We start from the raw sequence: 19191 nt of genomic DNA, 5'->3' as shown, positions 1-19191 counted from the left end.
GACCAGCGTGAAAGCGGTTCAGTGGCTGTCCAGATTGCGGGCGGCATCGCGGAGCATGAATTTCTGGATTTTCCCTGTCGAGGTTTTGGGCAGATCCTGGAAGACGATGGTCTTGGGGACCTTGAAACGGGCCATGTTCTGGCGGCAGAACTCGATCAGTTCGGCCTCGGTCAGGGTGCGGCCGGGCTTCAGGGTGACGAAGGCGCAGGGGGTTTCGCCCCATTTCTCATCAGGGCGGGCGACCACGGCGGCCTCCAGCACGTCGGGGTGGCGGTAAAGCACATCCTCGACCTCGACCGAGGAGATGTTTTCGCCGCCAGAGATGATGATGTCCTTGAGGCGGTCCTTGATCTCGACATAGCCGTCAGGGTGCATCACGCCGAGATCGCCGGATGCAAACCAGCCGCCCTTGAAGGATTTTTCCGTCGCCGAGGGGTTTTTCAGATAGCCGCGCATGACGTTGTTGCCGCGCATGAAGATTTCGCCAATCGTTTGGCCATCCGCCGGCAGCGGCTTTAGCGTATCGGGATCGGCCACCATCAGCCCTTCCAGCGCGATATTGGCCACGCCCTGCCGCGATTTCAGCCGGGCGCGCTGATCGGCATCGACCCCGTCCCATTTCGACTGCCAGGCGCTGACGACCGAGGGGCCATAGGTTTCGGTCAGCCCGTAGACCTGCGTCACCTCGACCCCCATCGCCTCCATATTGGCGATGACGGCTGCGGGGGGCGGCGCGCCTGCGGTCATCACCTTCACCTCATGGGTGAAATCCTTCAGATCGTCGGGGGCGTTGACCAGCATCTGCAACACGATCGGGGCGCCGCAGAAATGTGTCACCTTCTCGTCCCGGATCAGCGGAAAGATCGCCTCGGGGCGGACGGCGCGCAGGCAGACGCAGAGGCCCGCATTGGCGGCGATTGTCCAGGGAAAGCACCAGCCGTTGCAATGGAACATCGGCAGCGTCCACAGGTAATGCGAATGCTGGGCCATGCCCCAGGTCATGATGTTCGACATCGCGTTCAGCGCCGCGCCCCGGTGGTGATAGACGACGCCCTTGGGATCGCCCGTCGTGCCCGAGGTATAGTTCAGGCTGATCGCGTCCCATTCGCTGGCCGGCAGCGACCAGTTGAATTCAGGGTCGCCGGTCGCCAGCAATTCGTCATAGGTCAGGCTGCCGATGCGGGTGCCGCCCTCGAAGCTGGGGTCTTCGATATCCACGACCAGCAGGTCGGGGCGGTTGGCCATCTGCACGGCGCGCCCGGCGATCTCGGCGAATTCGGGATCGACCAGCAGCACACGCGCCTCGGCATGGTTCAGGATGAAGGCCACCGCTTCGGGGTCCAGACGGGTGTTGATGGTGTTAAGCACCGCGCCTGACATGGGGACGCCGAAATGGGCCTCGAACATCTCGGGGATATTGGCGGCGATGATGGACACGGTATCACCCTTGCCGATCCCGCGCTGCACAAGGGCCGAGGCGAGCCGCCGGGTGCGGGCATAGGTTTCCGCCCAGTTGCGCCTCACCGTACCATAGCTGACCGCATCCAGATCGGGATAGATCGCCGCCGTCCGCGCGAGGAAGGACAGCGGCGAAAGCTGAACGAAATTCGCCGCATTCGCATCGAGGCCGATGTCGTAGATATTCGCACCGCTGGCCATCTGTTTCCTCCCTAGGATGGATGCTTTCATGCTTAGCTTGTCGCAAACCGGGCCCGGTTGGGAAGGGGGCGGGCAGCCTTGCGCGAATTGCATGGCGGATTTTACCTGCGTGCCGCGTTGTCGGGCTGGGATCGGCTGCCTAGCTGAAATGGTGCATGCGGCTGAAATGCCGTCCGAAACCAAAGGTGATGTTATGTCCGATTCCTTGCTTTTCCAGCCCTATCAGCTTGGCAAGATCACGCTGACCAACCGCGTCGTCATGGCGCCCCTGACGCGCAATCGCGCCGCTGCCGGCCTTGTTCCCGGCCCCTTTGCGGCGGAATATTACGCGCAGCGCGCCTCGGCCGGGCTGATCATTGCCGAGGCGACGCAGGTTTCCGCGCAGGCGCAGGGCTATCAGGACACGCCCGGCATCTATACCGACGAACAGGTCGCGGGCTGGCGCAAGGTGACTGATGCGGTCCACGCCAAGGGTGGCCGGATCTTCCTGCAGATCTGGCATACCGGCCGGGTGTCGAACGTGGCCGTGCAGCCGGGCGGTCAGGCCCCGGTCGCGCCATCCGCCATCAAGGCCGAAACCAAGACCTTCGTGGGCGGCACCTTCGCCGATGTGTCCGAACCGCGCGCGCTGCGCCTTGATGAAATTCCGGGTATCGTCGCCGATTTCCGCAAAGCTGCCGCCAATGCGATCCGCGCGGGCTTTGACGGGGTCGAGGTGCATGGCGCCAATGGCTATCTGCTGGAACAGTTTGCCAAGGACGGCGCAAACCAGCGGCAGGACGAATATGGCGGGTCCATCCAGAACCGCGCTCGCCTGCTGCTGGAGGTCGTGGCCGCCGTAACCGAAGAAATCGGCGCTGACCGCACCGGGGTCCGTATCTCGCCCGTGTCGCCGGCTAATGGCATTTCCGACAGCGATCCGCAGGCGCTTTACGACCATATCGTGGCTGAGCTGGACAAGCTTGCCCCGGTCTATCTGCATGTCATCGAAGGTGCGACTGGCGGCCCCCGCGACGTGGCGCCCTTTGATTTTGCCGCGCTGCGTAAGCTGTTCAGCCGCACCTATATCGCCAATAACGGCTATGATGGCGAAACGGCGGAGCAGGCGTTGGCAGGCGGCGCGGCGGATCTGATCGCTTTCGGCCATGACTATGTCGCCAATCCCGATCTGGTCGAACGCCTGAAGGCCGGCATCCCATTCGCGCAGCTGAATCGCGAGACCCTGTATGGTGGCGGGGCCGAGGGCTACACCGATTATCCGGTCCATGCCCCGGCAGACTGACCGGGCTTGAAAGGCTGGCACGGCCGCGCCGAAAGGGGCGGCCGTGCCGCATTGGGGTCGGGGTAACCGGCAACGGGTGGGATCTGGCGGAAACCTGCCGATGCGAAGGGCGTTCGGTTCGGAAGGAGTGGCTGTTGCGTTATGGCACCGAAGCAGTTTTTCGAGGAGCGCGAAATGAAGCTCGGATCTTATGTGACGGCGATGGCGGTTATGGCCTCGTTCGTGGCGGCGCCGGTGCTGGCCGATCCCGGCAACGGCAAGGGAAATGGCAAGCGCCAAAAGGGCGGCGAGCATCGTCGGGGCGAGGTTGACCGTCATCGCAACGTGGTCGTCGTCGGCCATTGCCCGCCCGGTCTGGCCAAAAAGGATCCTGCCTGTGTGCCCCCCGGTCAGGCCCGCAAACACCGCGCGGACCGTGACCGCGACGATTACCGGGATTACCGGCGAGTGGGCGAGGTGATCCGCGTTCGCGAATACACCGTCATTCGCGACGTCGACCGCTATGGCTGGGATGAGCGCGACGGTTGGGATTATTACCGCGACGGCGACCGGGCTTACCGCGTCGACCGCGATACCCGCAAGATTCTGGCGGTGATGGAGCTGATCGACGCCTTCAACTGATCGCGGGGGCAGATGCAGCCTTGGCGCGGCGCGGCCTTCTGGTCGTGCCGCGTTTCTTTTCGGCCTGCGCGCTCTTGACGCAGGCGAGGCAGGGGCAGAAGAACGGGGCGAAGAGGTTCCCCATGTCCCATTCCGCCACCCTTTCGGCCGACCGGCCAGAGCGTACGACCTGGCTGATCCTGATTGCGATCAGCCTGTGCCACATGCTCAACGACGTGATGCAGTCGCTGCTGGCGGCGATCTATCCGTTGCTGAAGGCCGAATTTTCGCTGCAATTCTGGCAGATCGGATTTTTGACCTTCGCCTTTCAGGGCACCGCGTCGCTGCTGCAGCCTGCGGTGGGGGCGATCACCGACCGCCGGCCGATGCCGATGTCGCTGCCGCTGGGGATGGCCTCGTCGCTGCTGGGGCTGGTGGCGCTGGGGACGGCGCCCAGTTACGGGATGCTGGTTACTGGCGCGATGCTGATCGGCATCGGCTCGGCCATCTTCCACCCCGAGGCGAGCCGGGTCGCGCGCATGGCCTCTGGCGGGCGGTACGGGACGGCGCAGTCTTTCTTTCAGGTCGGCGGCAATGCCGGTACGGCGCTGGGGCCGCTGCTGGCGGCCTTCATCGTGGTGCCGCAGGGGCGCGGTTCGATCCTGTGGTTCACGCTGCTGGCGGGGCTTGGTATCGTGATCCTGTCGCGGGTGGGCGCGTGGTATGGTGCCTATATGCGTGCATCGGCGGGGCGTCGCGGGCCTGCGCGTCAGCATGGATTGTCGCCTGTGCAGGTGCGCCGAGCCATCATCATCCTGGCGCTGCTGACGTTTTCGAAAAACATCTACACGGCCTCGATCACCAGCTTCTACACCTTCTTCCTGATCGAGAAATTCGCCCTGACACAGCAGCAATCGCAGCTGATGCTGTTCCTGTTTCTGGCCGCCATGGCGGTGGGCGTGATCCTGGGCGGCCCCTTGGGCGACCGCTTCCGGCCGCTGACGGTGATCTGGATTTCCATCCTGGGCGTGCTGCCCTTTACGCTGGCGCTTCCCTATGCGGGGCTGGCGGCGACCGGGGTTCTGACCGTCATCATCGGTGTGGTGCTGGCCTCGGCCTTTCCGGCCATCGTGGTTTTCGCGCAAGAGCTGGTGCCGGGCCGGGTTGGCCTGATCGCCGGGATCTTCTTTGGCTTTGCATTTGGTATGGGCGGGATTGCTGCGGCAGTGCTGGGCGTGATCGCCGACCGCGAAGGGGTCGAGTTCGTCTATCGCCTGTGCGCCTGGATGCCGCTGATGGGGGTGCTGACGATCTTGCTGCCCCGCAAGGCGGCGATGGCCGCAATTCCCGCAGCCGAGGCCCGCGCCACCATCACCACCGGCGACCAGCCCGAGATCTGATCGCCGCCGGGGGGCAGGCGGGCGGTCGTGCGCGGATTTGGCCGCTTGCGCAATCCTGCCCGCTATGCGGCCGGTGTCAGCCCAAGTCCCTGCGCGCCTGTGCCACCAGCGTTTTAAGATCGGCGAGGTTCAGTTTCCCGAACGAGGCCTCGTGCCCGGCGATAAAGGTCGGCGTGCCGGTCAGCATCATGGTGTCGGCGAGGTCCATGGTTTCATAGATCTGGTCAAGGATCGCACGCTTTTCCATATCCACCCGCAGCCGGTCGACATCCAGCCCGACCCGACGGGCGGCGCGCAGGACGGTCGCTTCCTCGGCGCGGCCCTTCATCGTCATCAGCGCCTCGTGCAGGGGCCAGTATTTCCCCTGCTGCAACGAAGCCAGCGAGGCCTTGGCCGCGAACATCGAGCCCTCGCCGAAGACCGGCCATTCGCGGAACACGACGCGCAGTTTCGGATCCTCGCCGATCAGGCGCTGCACATCGGTCATGTTGGTGCGGCAGAAGGGGCAGTTGTAATCGAAGAATTCGGTCAGAGTGACGTCGCCCTGCGGATTGCCCAGCACAGGCGCGGCGGGATTGCGTTCCAGCACGCGGCGCAGCTCGTCCGGCATGGGGTTGGGGTGTTCGCCCTGCGCCATTACGGGGCGCGAGGCCAGCACCATCCCGGCAGCTGCGCCCGCCACCCCGATCATTGCCCTGCGCGTCACCTTGGCCCGGTTGCTCATCGTCTTCTCCTGTCGATTGAGTGGCAGGGTGGCGGTGCGGGCGGGCAAGGGCAAGCGTTGCGCGCAAACAATGACGTGAATTGTAGCTTTGCGCGCGATTGTCCCACTGCCATGAAACTGTTACCAGCCCCAGCAAAAGCTGACGGGGGCTAACATGGCCGAATCTGACCCTAAATCCTGGAAGACACTGAACAAGGACCTCGAGCGGATCTCGACGCTTGAACAGGCGGTCGCCTATGTCTCGCGTCCGCTGGTGGCGCCGGGGGTCGGCATGGCCTTCATGGTGTTGGTCGGCCTGATTGTCGCCTCGTTCACCGGGATCAGCGCGACCACGGCGATCGTGATCGCGGCGGCGGTGGTCGGGGCCTATATGGCGCTGAATATCGGCGCCAACGATGTCGCCAACAATATGGGTCCGGCGGTGGGTGCACGGGCGATGACCATCGGCTCGGCGCTGGTGGTCGCGGCGATCTGTGAAACAGCGGGCGCGCTGCTGGCCGGGGGCGACGTGGTGTCGACGGTGTCGCGGGGCATCATCTCACCCGAAACGGTGGCGGCGCCGGGTGTGTTCATCTGGGCCATGTTCTCGGCCTTGCTGGCGGGCGCGCTGTGGATCAACCTTGCGACCTGGATCGGCGCGCCGGTTTCGACCACGCATTCCATTGTCGGCGGGGTCATGGGCGCAGGGATTGCTGCGGCGGGGTTCACGGCGGTGAACTGGCCGACGATGGGGGCGATCGTGGCCAGCTGGGTGATCTCGCCCGTGATGGGCGGGGTGATTGCGGCGATTTTTCTGGCCTTTATCAAGACCCGGATCATCTATACGCCCGACATGATGGCATCTGCGCGGAAATGGGTGCCGGTGCTGATCGGGATCATGGCGGGCACCTTCGTCGCCTATCTGGCGCTGAAAGGCTTCAGCAAGCTTATCAAGATCGAGATGGGCACGGCGCTGCTGCTGGGTCTGGTCGCCGGTGTCGTGACCACTTTTGCCATGCGCCCCGTCATCGCGCGCCAAAGCGCGGGGCTGGAGAACCGCAAGAAAGCGCTGAAGGATCTGTTCGCGATCCCGCTGGTGCTGTCGGCGGCCCTGCTTTCCTTTGCCCACGGCGCGAATGATGTCGCCAACGCGGTCGGCCCGCTGGCGGCCATCGTCCATGCGGTGCAGGACGGCGGCATGGACGATAAGGTGCAGATCCCGCTTTGGGTGATGTTGATCGGCGGCGTCGGGCTGTCGGTGGGGCTGTTGCTGTTCGGTCCCAAGCTGATCAATCTGGTCGGCAATGAAATCACCCGCCTGAATGCCATGCGCGCCTATTGCGTGGCGCTGTCGGCGGCGGTCACGGTCATCATCGCTTCTTGGCTGGGACTGCCGGTCAGCTCTACCCATATCGCCATCGGCGGCATTTTCGGCGTCGGCTTCTTCCGCGAGTGGTATCACGAACGGATGTTGGGCGAGCTGCGCGTGGATACCGAATCCACGCCCGAACAGCGCCGCCGCCGCAAAGTCGTGCGCCGGTCGCATTTCACCACCATTCTGGCCGCCTGGGTCATCACGGTACCTGCGGCGGCGCTGCTGTCGGCGGGGCTGTTCTGGATCTTCACCACCATCTGGGGCTGAGGCATGGGGTTTCCCGACCTTTACCTGATGCGCCACGGTCAGACCGAATGGAACGCCGCCGGACGCATGCAGGGGCATCAGGATTCGCCGCTGACCGTGCTGGGGCGTCAGCAGGCGGCGCGGCAGGCGGACATCATGGCGCCGATCCTTGCGACGGGGCAGCAGGTCGCGCGAATCTCCAGCCCGCTTGGGCGCGCGGTCCAGACGGCCGAAATCGTCTTTGCAGGACAGGACTTCACCACCGATGCACGCTTTCGCGAAATCTCGGTCGGCGAATTCGAGGGCCGCACCCGCGGCGATATCGAGGCGGCTTATCCCGACCTGTTCGCCAATACCTGGCTGGGCTGGTACGACCGTGCCCCGGGCGGCGAGACGCTGAATGACCTGCGCGTCCGCGTGACCGAGGCGCTGTCAGAGCTGACCGGCCCCACCGCCATCGTCTGCCATGGCATCACCCTGCGCATGGCGCGGCTGGTGGTGCTGGGCTGGCCGGATACCCGGCTGGAGGAGATGGAGGTCCGTCAGGGCGCCGTCCACCTGATGCGAGACGGGCGGCACGAGATGCTGGTCTGAAGCCAGTGGCGGATATGGCAGCGCCGATGCAAAAAAGGGGGCCGCGAGGCCCCCTTTTTCTTACTGTGATATTCAGGCGCCGCTCAGGCGGCTTCCAGCACCAGATGCGGTTGCCCGTCCGAGGTGCGGCTGATGCTGCGCCCGCCGGTGTTGACGGTGGCGTTAATGCGTTTGCGCGGCACCTCCATCAGCGCCGATTCCGACACGTTGACCGGCTTGTCGAAGGCGATGGTCAGCGCGTGGTGTTTCGGGCCGCGTTCGCTGGCCGCGATGACGCGCCCGGTGAAGGGCTTGCCAAGATAGCGGCCTTTGACCGTGCCGCCGAACTGCCACAGGGGCATATCGGCCGCGGCCGCATGGGCGGTGTTCCAGTCGCGCGCGCCATGGCTTTGGGCAACCAGTTCCAACGCCTGAGCGTTGGTGACCTCGGTCCCGGTATGGGACAGCGCCTTGCGCAGATTTTTGGCCTGGGTCTTCAATTCATTGACGTCATGGATCCGTGCCATGTCATGTCCTTTTCACATCGTGCCGTAAAAGACGGGGTCCGCATTGCCGCCGACTGGCAGGATGCCAAGATCGGTAGATGTTTCAGACTTCACCATGGCTTGCGCCTGCGGACGGCCGGGGTCTGAACCCGAGATCGCGATATGGGTGCGCGCTGGTGCTCCGTCAAGGGATCCGCGGCGGGCGCGATTGGGTGCAGGTTGCAGGTGGCCAAAATGAAACAGGCGCCCACAAGGGGCGCCTGCATTTGCTTGGCGATATGGGTCAGGATCAGACCGAGTAATACATCGCGTATTCGATCGGGTGGGGGGTATGCTCGTAGGCATAGACCTCTTCCCATTTCAGCTTGATATAGCCTTCCAGCTGGTCGCGGGTGAAGACCTCGCCCGCCAGCAGGAAGTCCATGTCCTTTTCCAGCTCTTCCAGCGCTTCGCGCAGGCTGCCGCAAACGGTCGGGATTTCCGCCAGTTCTTCCGGCGGCAGATCGTACAGGTCCTTGTCCGAAGCCGGGCCGGGGTCGATCTTGTTCTTGATCCCGTCCAGACCCGCCATCAGCAGGGCTGCGAAGGCCAGATAGGGGTTGGCGGCCGGGTCGGGGAAGCGGGCCTCGACGCGCTTGGCTTTGGGGCTTTCGGTCCACGGAATACGCACGCAGCCAGAGCGGTTGCGGGCCGAATAGGCGCGCAGAACCGGGGCTTCGAAGCCGGGGATCAGGCGCTTGTAGCTGTTGGTCGAGGGGTTGGTCAGCGCGTTCAGCGCCTTGGCATGCTTCAGGATGCCGCCGATGAACCACAGCGCTTCCTGCGACAGGTCAGCATATTTGTCGCCGGCGAACAGCGGCTTGCCGTCCTTCCAGATGGACATGTTGACGTGCATCCCGCTGCCGTTATCGCCCTTCATGGGCTTGGGCATGAAGGTCGCGGTCTTGCCGTAAGCATGGGCGACGTTGTGGATGACATACTTGTATTTCTGGATATTGTCGGCCTGTTCGGTCAGGCCGCCGAAGATCATGCCCAGTTCGTGCTGGCAGGTCGCGACTTCGTGGTGGTGCTTATCGACCTTGATGCCCATGCGCTTCATCGTCGACAGCATCTCGCCGCGGATGTCCTGGGCCTCGTCGACGGGGTTCACCGGGAAGTAGCCGCCCTTGTGGGCCGCACGATGGGCGAGGTTGCCCATCTCATACTGGGTGTCGGTGTTCCAGGCCGCCGCTTCGGCGTCGATTTCGAAGCCCACTTTCTGCGGCGTCACCGAATAGCGCACGTCGTCGAACAGGAAGAATTCGGCTTCCGGCCCGAAATAGGAGACGTCGCCGATGCCCGAGGATTTCAGATAGGCCTCGGCCTTGACGGCGGTGCCGCGCGGGTCACGGGAATAGGCCTCGCCGGTGTCGGGCTCGACCACGTTGCAATGCACGCACAGGGTCTTTTCGGCATAGAAGGGGTCGATATAGGCCGATGCCGGGTCGGGGATCAGCTTCATGTCGGACTGGTCGATCGACTTCCAGCCGGCGATCGAGCTGCCGTCGAACATGAAGCCTTCCTCGAAGAAGTCTTCGTCGACCAGATCCACCACCAGCGTCACGTGCTGCAGCTTGCCTTTCGGATCGGTGAAGCGGATGTCGACATATTCGACCTCCTCGTCCTTCATCAACTCGATGACGTCCTTGATTTTCATTGGGCCTTTTCCTTCTTCATGGCGGAACCGGCCGAAGCCGGTCCCAGGCAATGGGTAATGCGTAATTGGCAGGCAGTCTATCAGACCGCGTCGTCACCGGTTTCGCCGGTGCGGATGCGGATTGCCTGATCCACGGGCGAGACGAAGATCTTGCCGTCACCGATCTTTTCGGTCCGCGCGGCCGAGGTGATGGCCTCAATCGCGGCGTCGATCTGGTCGTCGGGCAGCACCATCTCGATCTTGATCTTGGGCAGGAAGTCGACGACGTATTCCGCCCCGCGATACAGTTCCGTATGTCCCTTCTGGCGACCGAAGCCCTTCACTTCGGTGACGGTCAGGCCCTGCACACCGACTTCCTGAAGGGCTTCCTTCACGTCGTCCAGTTTGAAGGGCTTGATGATCGCTTCGATCTTCTTCATCCGGGTGATCCTTCCTGCGCTTGTCTGAACCCTGATTGCCGGGTTTGTACGAGGGCGTCCACGTATGCGCGTAATATTCAGGCGGTCTGGTGTGAGGCAGCCTGAAAATAGATCAATAAATAGTCAACACGCCTATTTATTGTGCAGACTTACCATTTCGCGGTCAGCGGATCTACCTCCAGAATGCCAATTCGCCAGGCCGGAACGGGGTAGCTGTCGGGCCAGAACTCGGTCTGACGGACAATCTGGCCATCCGCGATATCGTGAAACGTGATGCAGCGAATCGACACTTCCAGCGTGGCATTGCTGATGCGCATATCGGTCACCACCCGTGGCCCATCGGCCAGCAGCGACATTTCGTCGAACTTCCAGTCGCCCTTTCCGGGAAAGGCGTTGTTGACGCGGGCATAGCTTTCTGGGCCGCGGATCACCTCGGCTGTCTGTGGCCAAAGTCCGACATAGTCCGGCGACATCCACCGATGCGCCGCCGCGTCAAAGTCGTTGACGCGCATGGCATCCCAGAATCCACGCACGATTTCAGTAGGTGTCATTGACTGCTCCAATGAGAACTGACTGCTTCAATAAGAAAAGCCGCGGCCAGAAGGTCGCGGCTTTCCGAGATATTGGCAAGCGTCAGATCAGAGCTCGTCGAGTGCTTCGACAGCTTTTTCCAGATCTTCCTTGGACACGGTCTTGTCGGCGACCTTCGCCTGCTCGGCGATGTGGTCGATGACCTTGTCTTCGAAGATCGGGGCGCGCAGCTGCTGCTGGGCCTGCTGGTTCTGCTGGATGAACTCGAAGAAGGCGCGTTCCTGACCGGGATACTGACGCGCCTGCATCATCACCGCCTGGGTGAATTCCTGATCCGAAACCTTCACGTCGGCCTTCTGGCCGATTTCGGCCAGCAGCAGGCCCAGACGCACGCGGCGCTCGGCCAGCTTCTTGTGCTCGTCGGTCGGCTCGATCTCGCCGTGGTCATGGCCGTGATCGTCCGGGTGCTCTTCGTGGTACAGCTGGTGCGCGATCTGGCCGGCTTCTGCCTCGACCAGAACTTCGGGCAGGTCAAATTTGACCTGACCGTCCAGCTGGTCCAGCACGGCGCGCTTCATCACGGCGCGGCTGGCGCCCTTGTATTCGGCCTCCAGACGCTCGGTGATGTTTTCCTTCAGCTTGTCCAGCGATTCGGCACCGAAGCGCTTGGCCAGCTCGTCATCCAGCTTGGCATCGACCGGCTTCTTGATCGCCTTGACGCTGGTCGCGAAGACGGCGTCCTTGCCGGCCAGTGCGGCATGGCCGTAATCGGCCGGGAACTGCACCTTCACTTCGACCTCGTCACCGACCTTGGCGCCGGTCAGCTGGTCTTCGAAACCGGGGATGAAGCTGCCGGAGCCGAGCACCAGCGGGTAATCCTCGGCCGAGCCGCCTTCGAACAGCTCGCCATCGACCGAACCCTTGAAGTCGATCACGATCTGATCGTCCTTCGCGGCTTTCGAGCCTTTTTTCTTGTCCTCATAGGATTTGGCGTTCTTGGCCAGGTTCTCCAGCGCTTCGGTGACGGCGGCGTCTTCGGCTTTGACGACCAGACGCTCCAGCTTCAGCTTGGACAGGTCGACTTCCGGGATCGCGGGCAGAACTTCATAGGAAACGTTGACGACGACATCGTCGCCTTCTTTCCAGTTCTCGCCATCCTGCATTTCGATCTTGGGCTGGACGGCCGGACGGTCGCCGGATTCTTCCAGATGCTTGCGCAGCGCACCATCGACCGAATCCTGCATGGCATCGCCCAGAACGCGCGGGCCGAATTGCTTTTTCAGCATCGCCATCGGGACTTTGCCCTTGCGGAAGCCCTTCATTTCCACTTCGGGCTGCGCTTCTTTCAGCTTCTGGTCCACCATCGCCGCCAGATCGGCGGCGGGGAGGGTCATGGTATAGCCGCGCTTGAGGCCGTCGTTCTGGGTCTCTTTGACCTGCATGTCCTATCCTTCGTCATGGTGCGGGTGGAGGGACTTGAACCCCCACGCCTTGCGGCGCCAGAACCTAAATCTGGTGCGTCTACCAATTTCGCCACACCCGCAATGTCCAGCAGCGGGCCAAGGCCCGCCACGAAAATCCGCGCCGTTCTAGCAAAGCGCGGCGCTAGGCGCGAGGGGAAAATCTCGCAAAGCCCCGCTGTGCTGCCGGTATCTGCGCAGGAGGATCACTGGTGGTCCTGCCCGCTCGGACGCGGCACGTGCGTTTGGGCCGATATGGGCCGCGCGCAATGCTGCATCAAGGGCCCGCGGAAGCCACGCGTCAGCGGTCTGGATGTGGGTGAACGGCTATTCGGACTTCTGCGCTTCGCCCCTCAGCGCGCGAAGATGGGCTTCCAGCACGCCGTTAAGTTCGGCGCCGACCATGACCACAATAGCCGAGATCCAAAGCCACATCATCAGCACAACCGCCGCACCCAGCGTGCCATAGGTTTCGTTGTAATTGGCGAAGTTGCCAGCATACCACGAAAACAGCGCCGAGGTGCCGACAAGCCCAATGGCCGCAAACAGCGCGCCGGGGGATACCCAGCTGAAATGCGCGTCGCTGCGGCTGGGTCCCCAGCGATACAGCGCCGAAATCGCCAAAAGCAGCACGGCAAACATGATCGGCCAGCGGATCGAAGACAGCATGCCCCGCGTGTCATCCGGCAGTGGAAGCCAGTCCAGCACAGCGGGAAGGACTGCGATGGCGGCGATCAGCAGGATTACGAGGGACATCGCGCCAAGCGTCAGCAGCAGCGACACGAAATTCAGCTTGAAAAAGCCCCGGCTTTCGCTTTGCAGATGCGCTACGTTCAGCGCGTCCATCAACGCCTTCATGCCACCATTGGCCGACCAAAGCGTCGCAAGCAGGCCCGCGATCCCCGCGAAGGACAGCGCCGCACCGGGCGCATTGACGATGGCGGTGACCTGCCCACTGATGATGTCCAGGGCAGAGGGCGGGATAAAGCTTCCCAGCTTGTCCAGTTGCGTTTCAATCAGGGCAGGATCGGCGACCAAGCCGAATATCGACACAAGCGCCGTAATCGCGGGGAAAAGGGCCAGCAATCCGAAAAATGTCACGCCACCTGCGACCGAGGTAACGCGATCCTTCCCGATTTCAGCGACCGTATCCTTGAGCACGCCCCACCATTCACGCGGGCGCAGCCCCCAAGGGGATGACGGCGCGTCCTGCCTTGGGGCGGGAAGGTTGCCTTCCTTGGCGCTTTCCTGCCGATCTTGATCTGATGCGCCGGCGGCTTTCGACGCGTTTCGTACCGCACCGGCGCTGTCACCATAGATGCGGCGGCGCTCTGCCTCTGGCAGGGGGCCGAGCAGGGCGTCCGTGACGGATCGGTCTACTGGTCTTGGCATCCCCGCAACTAGGCCCTGTTGGTCGGCTTATGATCCGCTGCAGCAGTGGGCTCGGCAGCGGCCTGACCGTGCTGATCTGCCCCAGCCTTGTTATGCGCAACATCGTCGCCGCTGCGCGTATCAAGAAAGTCGCGCAGGCGGTCTGCTGCTTGAGTGAAGTCCTTCATGATTCCGTCGGTGCGGCCGGAAACCTGCTGCAGGCCATCCATCGCCGCGTTTGCTGCCGTGATCAGCGCCGGAACGCTTGCCGCGAATTTGACGGCGTTCGCAGCGAACTCCCCGACGAAGCTGGCCTGATTGTCTCTGCGGTGGCGGCGGCGCGCGGCCCGTTCCTTCCCGCGACGTTCCTGCATTGCGGCTGACCGGACTTCAGCTGCGCGGTCCTCGTAATCCTGAAACTCGGAACGGGCGCGCGAACGCACGCGGGCGCGCTCATCCGATTCCATCCCCGCAAAACGCGGGGCTAGGTGGTCGCGCCTTTCAATGTAATCTCGGCTTTCAGTACGCCGATAGGGACGGTCTTCGGAATCGCCCGCAATTGCACCGGCGAGTGCGCGCACGGCGATAACGCCAAGTGCCGTGGTTGCCGCCGCAGCCACTCCGACCGCGCCAAGGACCAGCAGCTTCTGCGTCGGCGAGGGGGTGGCGGGTTTATCATGGCGGATCCCGTCAGCGTCGATATGCCCGTCGGGGACGGGGCGGGGACCGTGGGGGGTGTCGGACGTGACATCGGCAAAGCGCGACATGGGCATTCCTTTCGCATCTCGTTTGACGACAAAACGAACATTGGGGCGTTTTCGTTCCGGCCCCGCGGGCGGCTTGATCAATGTCAATTGGCTGCGCGCAGACAAAGGAAAGGGCCGCGCCGGTTGCCCGGCGCGGCCCATGTAACAGGTGCGAAAGCTTCGCGACTTATTCGTCGTCTTCGTCGCCAGCGGCCGAGCCCAGATCGTCGAACAGCTCGGCGATCTCGAATTCGGCTGCGGCTTCTTCTTCCGCGGCCAGATCCTGGATCGACTTGCCCGAGGCCTGCAGCTCGGCTTCTTCGGTCGAACGGGCGACGTTCAGCACGATTTCAGCCTGAACTTCCGGGTGCAGCACGACCGCAACGGTGTGCAGGCCCAGATCCTTGATCGGCGCGCCCAGAACGATCTGCTTGCGGCCGATCTTGTGGCCGGCTTCAGCAGCGGCGTCGGCGGCGTCACGCGGGGTGACCGAGCCATACAGCGCGCCTGCGTCCGAGGCCGAACGGATGATGACGAAGGTTTCGCCATTGATCGTTTCGGCCAGCTTCGCGGCTTCGGCTTTCGATTCGTCGTTGCGGGCGACCAGTGCGGCTTTCTGGGCTTCGAATGCCTTGATGTTGGCGTCCGAGGCGCGCAGCGCCTTGCCTTGCGGCAGCAGGAAGTTACGGGCGTAACCTTCCTTGACCTTCACGACTTCGCCCATGGCGCCCAGCTTGGCGACACGTTCCAGCAGGATGACTTGCATCGGTCTTCCTCCTTACTTCACAACGTAGGGCAGCAGTGCCAGGAAGCGCGCGCGCTTGATGGCCTGTGCCAGCTTGCGCTGGTTCTTTGCCGAAACGGCGGTGATGCGCGACGGCACAATCTTGCCGCGTTCGCTGATATAGCGCTGCAGCAGGCGGGTGTCTTTATAGTCGATTTTCGGGGCGTTGTCGCCACCGAACGGATCAACCTTGCGACGACGGAAAAACGGTTTGTTCGCCATGTCTCAAGCTCCTCAGTTGTCGCGGTCGCGGCGCTCACGGCGCTCGCCACGGTCTGCACGATCACCACGATCGCCGCGCTCACCACGCTCTTCGCGCTTCTGCATCTGGACCGAGGGGCCTTCTTCGTGGGCGTCGACCTTGATCGACATCACGCGCATGACGTCGTCATGCAGACGGGCCAGGCGTTCCATTTCCTGCACGGCGGCCGAAGGCGCGTCGGTGCGCAGGTAGGCATAGTGGCCCTTGCGGTTCTTGTTGATCTTGTAGGCGAGGGTGCGGACACCCCAGTATTCGCTGTCGACCACCTTGCCGCCGTTATCGGCCAGCACGGTGGAAAAATGTTCGATCAGCCCTTCGGCCTGCGTGTTCGACAGGTCCTGGCGGGCGATCAGCACATGCTCATAAAGCGGCATGTCAGACCTTTCAGTTTCAGGCGGCTTCAACGGCGGGACAACCCTTCCACGCCCCGCCACGAGAGGCTGCGCCGGTTTCGCAATTGCGGAAGGATGCGGCTTTATAGCGGTGAAATCCGGCAATGCAAGGCGATTCGCGCAACGGATCACGGCTGCGTCAGGGTCGGAACCATGGCGTCGCCGCGACCGTTCCGGTTTCGATTTTGCAGGAGATATCTGATGTTCAAGCCATTCGACAAGACCATGTTCGGTGCCGCCTCGCTGCTGGCGCTGGTGATCGCCCCGCCCCTGGCCGCGCAGGATGCCGCTGCCCCTGCCGAGGCGCCCGCCGCCGAGGCGCCCGCTGGCGATGCCGGATCTGCCGAGGCTGCGGCTGAAGCTCCTGCGGCAGATGCAGCTGCGCCCCCCGCGACCATGCTGAAACCCGGATCATCGGCGACGATCCCGGATGCCGGCACCTATGCGTTTGATCCGGCGCACAGCCAGGCGGTGTTCAGCTATGACCATCTGGGCTTTTCGACCTCGCATGGTTTCGTGAACGGGATCGAGGGCTCGATCACGCTGGATCCGGCCGATCCGTCGAAATCCTCGGTCGAGGCGTCTTTCCCGCTATCGTCGCTGCGCACCATCGCCGCCGATCTGGACAAGCACGTCATGGGGGCCGACTTCTTCAACGTCACCGGCGATGCCCCGCTGGTCACGTTCAAGTCCACCAGTGTCGAGGCGACCGACGATGACGAGGCCCGTGTAACCGGCGATCTGACGATGAACGGCATTACCAAGCCCGTCGTGCTGGAGGTCGAATTCAACGGCGCCGGTGCAAACCCGATGACCCAGGCGCCGACGGTCGGTTTCAGCATCGAGACAGAGTTGAAGCGTTCTGACTTCAACCTCGGGGCCATGGCGCCGGCGGTGGATGACGAACTGGAGATCGACATCGAGGTCGAGGCGTCAAAGCAGCAGGACTGAACCCGCACAGGGATATTGGGGGGCGTCCCCGGACGCCCCCTTTGCATGTCAAATCATCTGACCATCGAAATGGGTTCGGGCGTGGCGTCGCTGCGTGGCGGCAGGACCGGGTGTTCAATCGACGGCTGATCCCCTGTCAGCGCGCCAAGGAATGCGACGATATCGCCGGCCTGTTCGTCGGTCAGCTCTGTTCCGATCTGGGACGATGACATGATCCGCACCGCCTCGGCCAGATCCCAGACCGCGCCGGAATGGAAATAGGGCGCAGTCAGCGCGACATTGCGCAGTGGCGCGGCGCGGAACACATATTCGTCATCTGCCGTTTCGGTAACGGCAAAACGACCCTTGTCGCCTTCGGGAAGGATCGTGCCGCCGGGTCTTTCGACCACCCCGAACGGGTGATAGCTATCGCCGCCGAAGTTCCGGCCGGCGTGGCATCCGACGCAGCCGGTATCAATGAAGGCGCGCAGCCCGGCCGCCTGCTGTTTCGTCAGTGCCGCGTCGTCGCCCGCAAGGAATCGGTCCAATGGCGCGTTGGGCGTAATCAACGTGGCCTCGAACTGTTCGATGGCCTCGGCGAAGTTTTCAAAACTGACCGGATCACCGCTGCCCGGAAACGCGGCGGAGAACTCTGCAACATAGCCGGGCATCGAGTTCAGCGTTTCCAACAGGCGTTCGGGCGTGTTGTTCATCTCGACCGAGGCCTGCAATGGCCCCTTGGCCTGTTCGGCAAGGTCGGGCGCGCGGCCATCCCAGAATTGCGCGATGTTGAAGACAGAGTTCAGTACTGTCGGCGCATTTCGCGGCCCCTTCTGCCAACCATGCCCGATCGAGGTCGGCAGCGAATCGACGCCGCCCAACCCGACATTGTGGCAGGTCTGACAGGAAATAAGCTGTGATGCCGACATGCGCGGATCGAAGAACAGCTTCCTGCCCAGTTCGATCCGGGCGGGATCGAGTGCCTGACTGTCACCACCCTCGGGATTGGCGATGGATTGCGGGGTTTCGGGGATCGGCTCGAACAGCGAGGCTGCCTCGTCGCGCAGCGCAGCCAGATCGGTGACAGGGCTTTCCTGCGCAAATGCGGGCAATGCCGCGACAGCGCTGGCTGTCAGCAGAAAAATGCGGAATTTCATCATTACGGCTCCTTGGTTTTACCCTGGGGCTCGCGTTTCCGGTCAGGACGATATGTGGCTTCTTGACGAGCCGGCCATGACGCAGATCAATATCGGCACGGAAAGGTCGCATTTCTGCGGGGTGGCTCATGGCGCTGGAAGACGCAAAGAAACAGGTCGATCAGGCCTTCACGCGCGACGATCCGCGCGGGCTCAGCTTTGAAAACGCCTTTGGTGGCGCGACCTCGTTCCTGCGGCGGCGCTATACCAAGGATCTTGCGGGTTTCGATCTGGCGGTGACTGGCATTCCCTTCGATCAGGCGGTGACGCACCGTCCCGGCACCCGCTTCGGGCCGCGTGCCATCCGCGAGGCATCGACCCTGCAACCCTATGATCCGCCTTACGGCTGGGGCTATGATCCGCTGACAGAACTGGCGATTGCCGATGCCGGGGACATGGCTTTCGATTACGCCAATACCCGCGAGGTTCCGGCCCGGATCGAATCCCATATCGGCGGGCTTCTGGATCAGGGCGTGGGCACAATCACGCTTGGCGGAGATCACTTCATCACCCTGCCGATCCTGCGCGCCTATGCCAAACGTCACGGACCCATCGCGCTGATCCAGTTCGATGCCCATTCCGATACCTGGGCCGATGACGACCCTGACCGGATCGACCACGGCACGTTCCTGTACAAGGCCATCCGCGAGGAGGTGGTGGATGCCGGCGCGTCCGTGAGCGTCGGCATAAGGACCGAGAACCCCGATACGCTGGGGGTAACGATCCTTGATGCGCCCTCCGTCCATCGCGACGGCATTGATGCCACGCTGTCGCGTATCCGCGAAGTGGTGGGCGACCGGCCCGTCTATATCACCTTCGACATCGACGCGCTCGACCCGGCATTTGCGCCCGGCACTGGCACGCCGGTCTGGGGTGGGCTGGCCAGTTGGCAGGCGGCGGCGCTGCTGCGCGGGCTTGCGGGCGTCAACCTGCTGGGCGGCGACGTGGTCGAGGTCTCGCCCCCTTATGACACCACCGGGGCCACGGCGATTGCGGGCGCGCATGTCGCGACAGAACTGATCTGCCTTTACGGCTGGACGCGGCGGCGCTAAGCCCAGCG

The 19191-nt window shown here is 63.2% G+C and carries 20 protein-coding genes and 1 tRNA gene; 7 read left to right on the top strand and 14 right to left on the bottom strand.

All coding sequences use genetic code 11. From position 1 onward, the window contains the following. Positions 1–18: 18 nt before the first annotated feature. Positions 19–1659, bottom strand: a complete 1641-nt coding sequence (locus G7044_RS14395) for an acyl-CoA synthetase (protein WP_166330075.1) — start codon at positions 1657–1659, stop codon at positions 19–21. A 193-nt stretch (positions 1660–1852) separates the two neighbouring features. On the opposite strand from G7044_RS14395, the gene G7044_RS14390 reads away from it, so the two are divergent. From G7044_RS14390 to G7044_RS14380, 3 genes are all read left to right on the top strand, one after another. Further along, positions 1853–2941: an alkene reductase gene (locus G7044_RS14390; protein WP_166330073.1), complete on the top strand. Its 1089-nt coding sequence runs from the start codon at positions 1853–1855 to the stop codon at positions 2939–2941. Between the two features lie 174 nt (positions 2942–3115). Next, the gene (locus G7044_RS14385; protein ID WP_166330071.1) at positions 3116–3562 is read left to right on the top strand and encodes a hypothetical protein; all 447 of its coding nucleotides are present in this window, start codon (positions 3116–3118) and stop codon (positions 3560–3562) included. 122 nt (positions 3563–3684) lie between these two features. Beyond that, entirely contained in the window at positions 3685–4941 is a 1257-nt protein-coding gene (locus G7044_RS14380) for an MFS transporter (protein ID WP_166330069.1), read from the top strand. Between the two features lie 76 nt (positions 4942–5017). Here the strand turns inward: G7044_RS14380 and G7044_RS14375 are convergent, their stop codons facing one another. Continuing rightward, on the bottom strand, positions 5018–5665 hold the full coding sequence (locus tag G7044_RS14375) for a DsbA family protein (protein WP_235931325.1): 648 nt from the start codon (positions 5663–5665) through the stop codon (positions 5018–5020). 154 nt (positions 5666–5819) lie between these two features. Here G7044_RS14375 and G7044_RS14370 point away from each other — a divergent pair, with 154 nt between their 5' ends. Both G7044_RS14370 and G7044_RS14365 read left to right on the top strand, forming a co-directional pair. After that, on the top strand, positions 5820–7286 hold the full coding sequence (locus G7044_RS14370; protein WP_166330067.1) for an inorganic phosphate transporter: 1467 nt from the start codon (positions 5820–5822) through the stop codon (positions 7284–7286). Positions 7287–7289: 3 nt separating this feature from the next. Then, on the top strand, positions 7290–7859 hold the full coding sequence (locus G7044_RS14365; protein WP_166330065.1) for a histidine phosphatase family protein: 570 nt from the start codon (positions 7290–7292) through the stop codon (positions 7857–7859). 83 nt (positions 7860–7942) lie between these two features. On the opposite strand, the gene G7044_RS14360 is transcribed toward G7044_RS14365, so the two are convergent. The 11 genes from G7044_RS14360 to rpsF form a co-directional block, all read right to left on the bottom strand. Next, entirely contained in the window at positions 7943–8365 is a 423-nt protein-coding gene (locus tag G7044_RS14360; protein WP_166330063.1) for a glyoxalase superfamily protein, read from the bottom strand. Between the two features lie 268 nt (positions 8366–8633). Continuing rightward, positions 8634–10040, bottom strand: coding sequence for a type I glutamate--ammonia ligase (gene glnA / locus G7044_RS14355; protein WP_166330061.1), 1407 nt, complete (start codon positions 10038–10040; stop codon positions 8634–8636). A gap of 80 nt (positions 10041–10120) precedes the next feature. Further along, positions 10121–10459, bottom strand: coding sequence for a P-II family nitrogen regulator (locus G7044_RS14350; RefSeq protein ID WP_166330059.1), 339 nt, complete (start codon positions 10457–10459; stop codon positions 10121–10123). A gap of 149 nt (positions 10460–10608) precedes the next feature. Further along, positions 10609–11010 (bottom strand): nuclear transport factor 2 family protein, encoded by a 402-nt coding sequence (locus G7044_RS14345; protein WP_166330057.1) that lies wholly within the window; start codon positions 11008–11010, stop codon positions 10609–10611. An 87-nt stretch (positions 11011–11097) separates the two neighbouring features. Further along, the gene (gene tig / locus G7044_RS14340) at positions 11098–12432 is read right to left on the bottom strand and encodes a trigger factor (RefSeq protein ID WP_166330055.1); all 1335 of its coding nucleotides are present in this window, start codon (positions 12430–12432) and stop codon (positions 11098–11100) included. 16 nt (positions 12433–12448) lie between these two features. After that, positions 12449–12533 (bottom strand) — tRNA-Leu (locus tag G7044_RS14335). 244 nt (positions 12534–12777) lie between these two features. Beyond that, positions 12778–13842, bottom strand: coding sequence for a YihY/virulence factor BrkB family protein (locus tag G7044_RS14330; RefSeq protein ID WP_166330053.1), 1065 nt, complete (start codon positions 13840–13842; stop codon positions 12778–12780). 8 nt (positions 13843–13850) lie between these two features. Next, entirely contained in the window at positions 13851–14588 is a 738-nt protein-coding gene (locus G7044_RS14325) for a hypothetical protein (protein ID WP_166330051.1), read from the bottom strand. Positions 14589–14754: 166 nt separating this feature from the next. Continuing rightward, the gene (gene rplI, locus G7044_RS14320; RefSeq protein ID WP_166330049.1) at positions 14755–15333 is read right to left on the bottom strand and encodes a 50S ribosomal protein L9; all 579 of its coding nucleotides are present in this window, start codon (positions 15331–15333) and stop codon (positions 14755–14757) included. A gap of 12 nt (positions 15334–15345) precedes the next feature. Further along, on the bottom strand, positions 15346–15573 hold the full coding sequence (gene rpsR, locus G7044_RS14315; protein ID WP_090520233.1) for a 30S ribosomal protein S18: 228 nt from the start codon (positions 15571–15573) through the stop codon (positions 15346–15348). 12 nt (positions 15574–15585) lie between these two features. Continuing rightward, on the bottom strand, positions 15586–15987 hold the full coding sequence (gene rpsF / locus G7044_RS14310) for a 30S ribosomal protein S6 (RefSeq protein WP_166330047.1): 402 nt from the start codon (positions 15985–15987) through the stop codon (positions 15586–15588). 219 nt (positions 15988–16206) lie between these two features. Here rpsF and G7044_RS14305 point away from each other — a divergent pair, with 219 nt between their 5' ends. Next, entirely contained in the window at positions 16207–16956 is a 750-nt protein-coding gene (locus G7044_RS14305) for a YceI family protein (RefSeq protein WP_235931324.1), read from the top strand. A gap of 53 nt (positions 16957–17009) precedes the next feature. Here G7044_RS14305 and G7044_RS14300 read toward each other — a convergent pair whose 3' ends face one another. Beyond that, positions 17010–18092, bottom strand: coding sequence for a cytochrome-c peroxidase (locus tag G7044_RS14300; protein WP_166330206.1), 1083 nt, complete (start codon positions 18090–18092; stop codon positions 17010–17012). 128 nt (positions 18093–18220) lie between these two features. Between G7044_RS14300 and speB the strand changes: the two genes are divergently transcribed. Continuing rightward, a complete protein-coding gene (gene speB, locus G7044_RS14295) occupies positions 18221–19183 on the top strand; it encodes an agmatinase (RefSeq protein WP_166330045.1) in 963 nt (320 codons plus the stop codon). Positions 19184–19191 lie beyond the last annotated feature (8 nt).

Source organism: Paracoccus xiamenensis (assembly GCF_011308835.1).
Classification (GTDB): Bacteria; Pseudomonadota; Alphaproteobacteria; order Rhodobacterales; family Rhodobacteraceae; genus Paracoccus; species Paracoccus xiamenensis.
This window is presented reverse-complemented; position numbering and strand designations above follow the sequence as displayed.

What these genes read in the sequence shown, in the direction of transcription:
- G7044_RS14330 (WP_166330053.1), bottom strand. Translation starts at nt 13,842, where the DNA reads ATGCCAAGACCAGTAGACCGATCCGTCACGGACGCCCTGCTCGGCCCC.
- G7044_RS14370 (WP_166330067.1), top strand. Translation starts at nt 5,820, where the DNA reads ATGGCCGAATCTGACCCTAAATCCTGGAAGACACTGAACAAGGACCTC.
- G7044_RS14385 (WP_166330071.1), top strand. Translation starts at nt 3,116, where the DNA reads ATGAAGCTCGGATCTTATGTGACGGCGATGGCGGTTATGGCCTCGTTC.
- G7044_RS14365 (WP_166330065.1), top strand. Translation starts at nt 7,290, where the DNA reads ATGGGGTTTCCCGACCTTTACCTGATGCGCCACGGTCAGACCGAATGG.
- G7044_RS14390 (WP_166330073.1), top strand. Translation starts at nt 1,853, where the DNA reads ATGTCCGATTCCTTGCTTTTCCAGCCCTATCAGCTTGGCAAGATCACG.
- G7044_RS14325 (WP_166330051.1), bottom strand. Translation starts at nt 14,588, where the DNA reads ATGTCGCGCTTTGCCGATGTCACGTCCGACACCCCCCACGGTCCCCGC.
- G7044_RS14380 (WP_166330069.1), top strand. Translation starts at nt 3,685, where the DNA reads ATGTCCCATTCCGCCACCCTTTCGGCCGACCGGCCAGAGCGTACGACC.
- G7044_RS14300 (WP_166330206.1), bottom strand. Translation starts at nt 18,092, where the DNA reads ATGAAATTCCGCATTTTTCTGCTGACAGCCAGCGCTGTCGCGGCATTG.
- G7044_RS14345 (WP_166330057.1), bottom strand. Translation starts at nt 11,010, where the DNA reads ATGACACCTACTGAAATCGTGCGTGGATTCTGGGATGCCATGCGCGTC.
- rpsF (WP_166330047.1), bottom strand. Translation starts at nt 15,987, where the DNA reads ATGCCGCTTTATGAGCATGTGCTGATCGCCCGCCAGGACCTGTCGAAC.
- G7044_RS14375 (WP_235931325.1), bottom strand. Translation starts at nt 5,665, where the DNA reads ATGAGCAACCGGGCCAAGGTGACGCGCAGGGCAATGATCGGGGTGGCG.
- speB (WP_166330045.1), top strand. Translation starts at nt 18,221, where the DNA reads ATGGCGCTGGAAGACGCAAAGAAACAGGTCGATCAGGCCTTCACGCGC.
- G7044_RS14350 (WP_166330059.1), bottom strand. Translation starts at nt 10,459, where the DNA reads ATGAAGAAGATCGAAGCGATCATCAAGCCCTTCAAACTGGACGACGTG.
- G7044_RS14305 (WP_235931324.1), top strand. Translation starts at nt 16,207, where the DNA reads ATGTTCAAGCCATTCGACAAGACCATGTTCGGTGCCGCCTCGCTGCTG.
- G7044_RS14395 (WP_166330075.1), bottom strand. Translation starts at nt 1,659, where the DNA reads ATGGCCAGCGGTGCGAATATCTACGACATCGGCCTCGATGCGAATGCG.
- tig (WP_166330055.1), bottom strand. Translation starts at nt 12,432, where the DNA reads ATGCAGGTCAAAGAGACCCAGAACGACGGCCTCAAGCGCGGCTATACC.
- rplI (WP_166330049.1), bottom strand. Translation starts at nt 15,333, where the DNA reads ATGCAAGTCATCCTGCTGGAACGTGTCGCCAAGCTGGGCGCCATGGGC.
- G7044_RS14360 (WP_166330063.1), bottom strand. Translation starts at nt 8,365, where the DNA reads ATGGCACGGATCCATGACGTCAATGAATTGAAGACCCAGGCCAAAAAT.
- glnA (WP_166330061.1), bottom strand. Translation starts at nt 10,040, where the DNA reads ATGAAAATCAAGGACGTCATCGAGTTGATGAAGGACGAGGAGGTCGAA.
- rpsR (WP_090520233.1), bottom strand. Translation starts at nt 15,573, where the DNA reads ATGGCGAACAAACCGTTTTTCCGTCGTCGCAAGGTTGATCCGTTCGGT.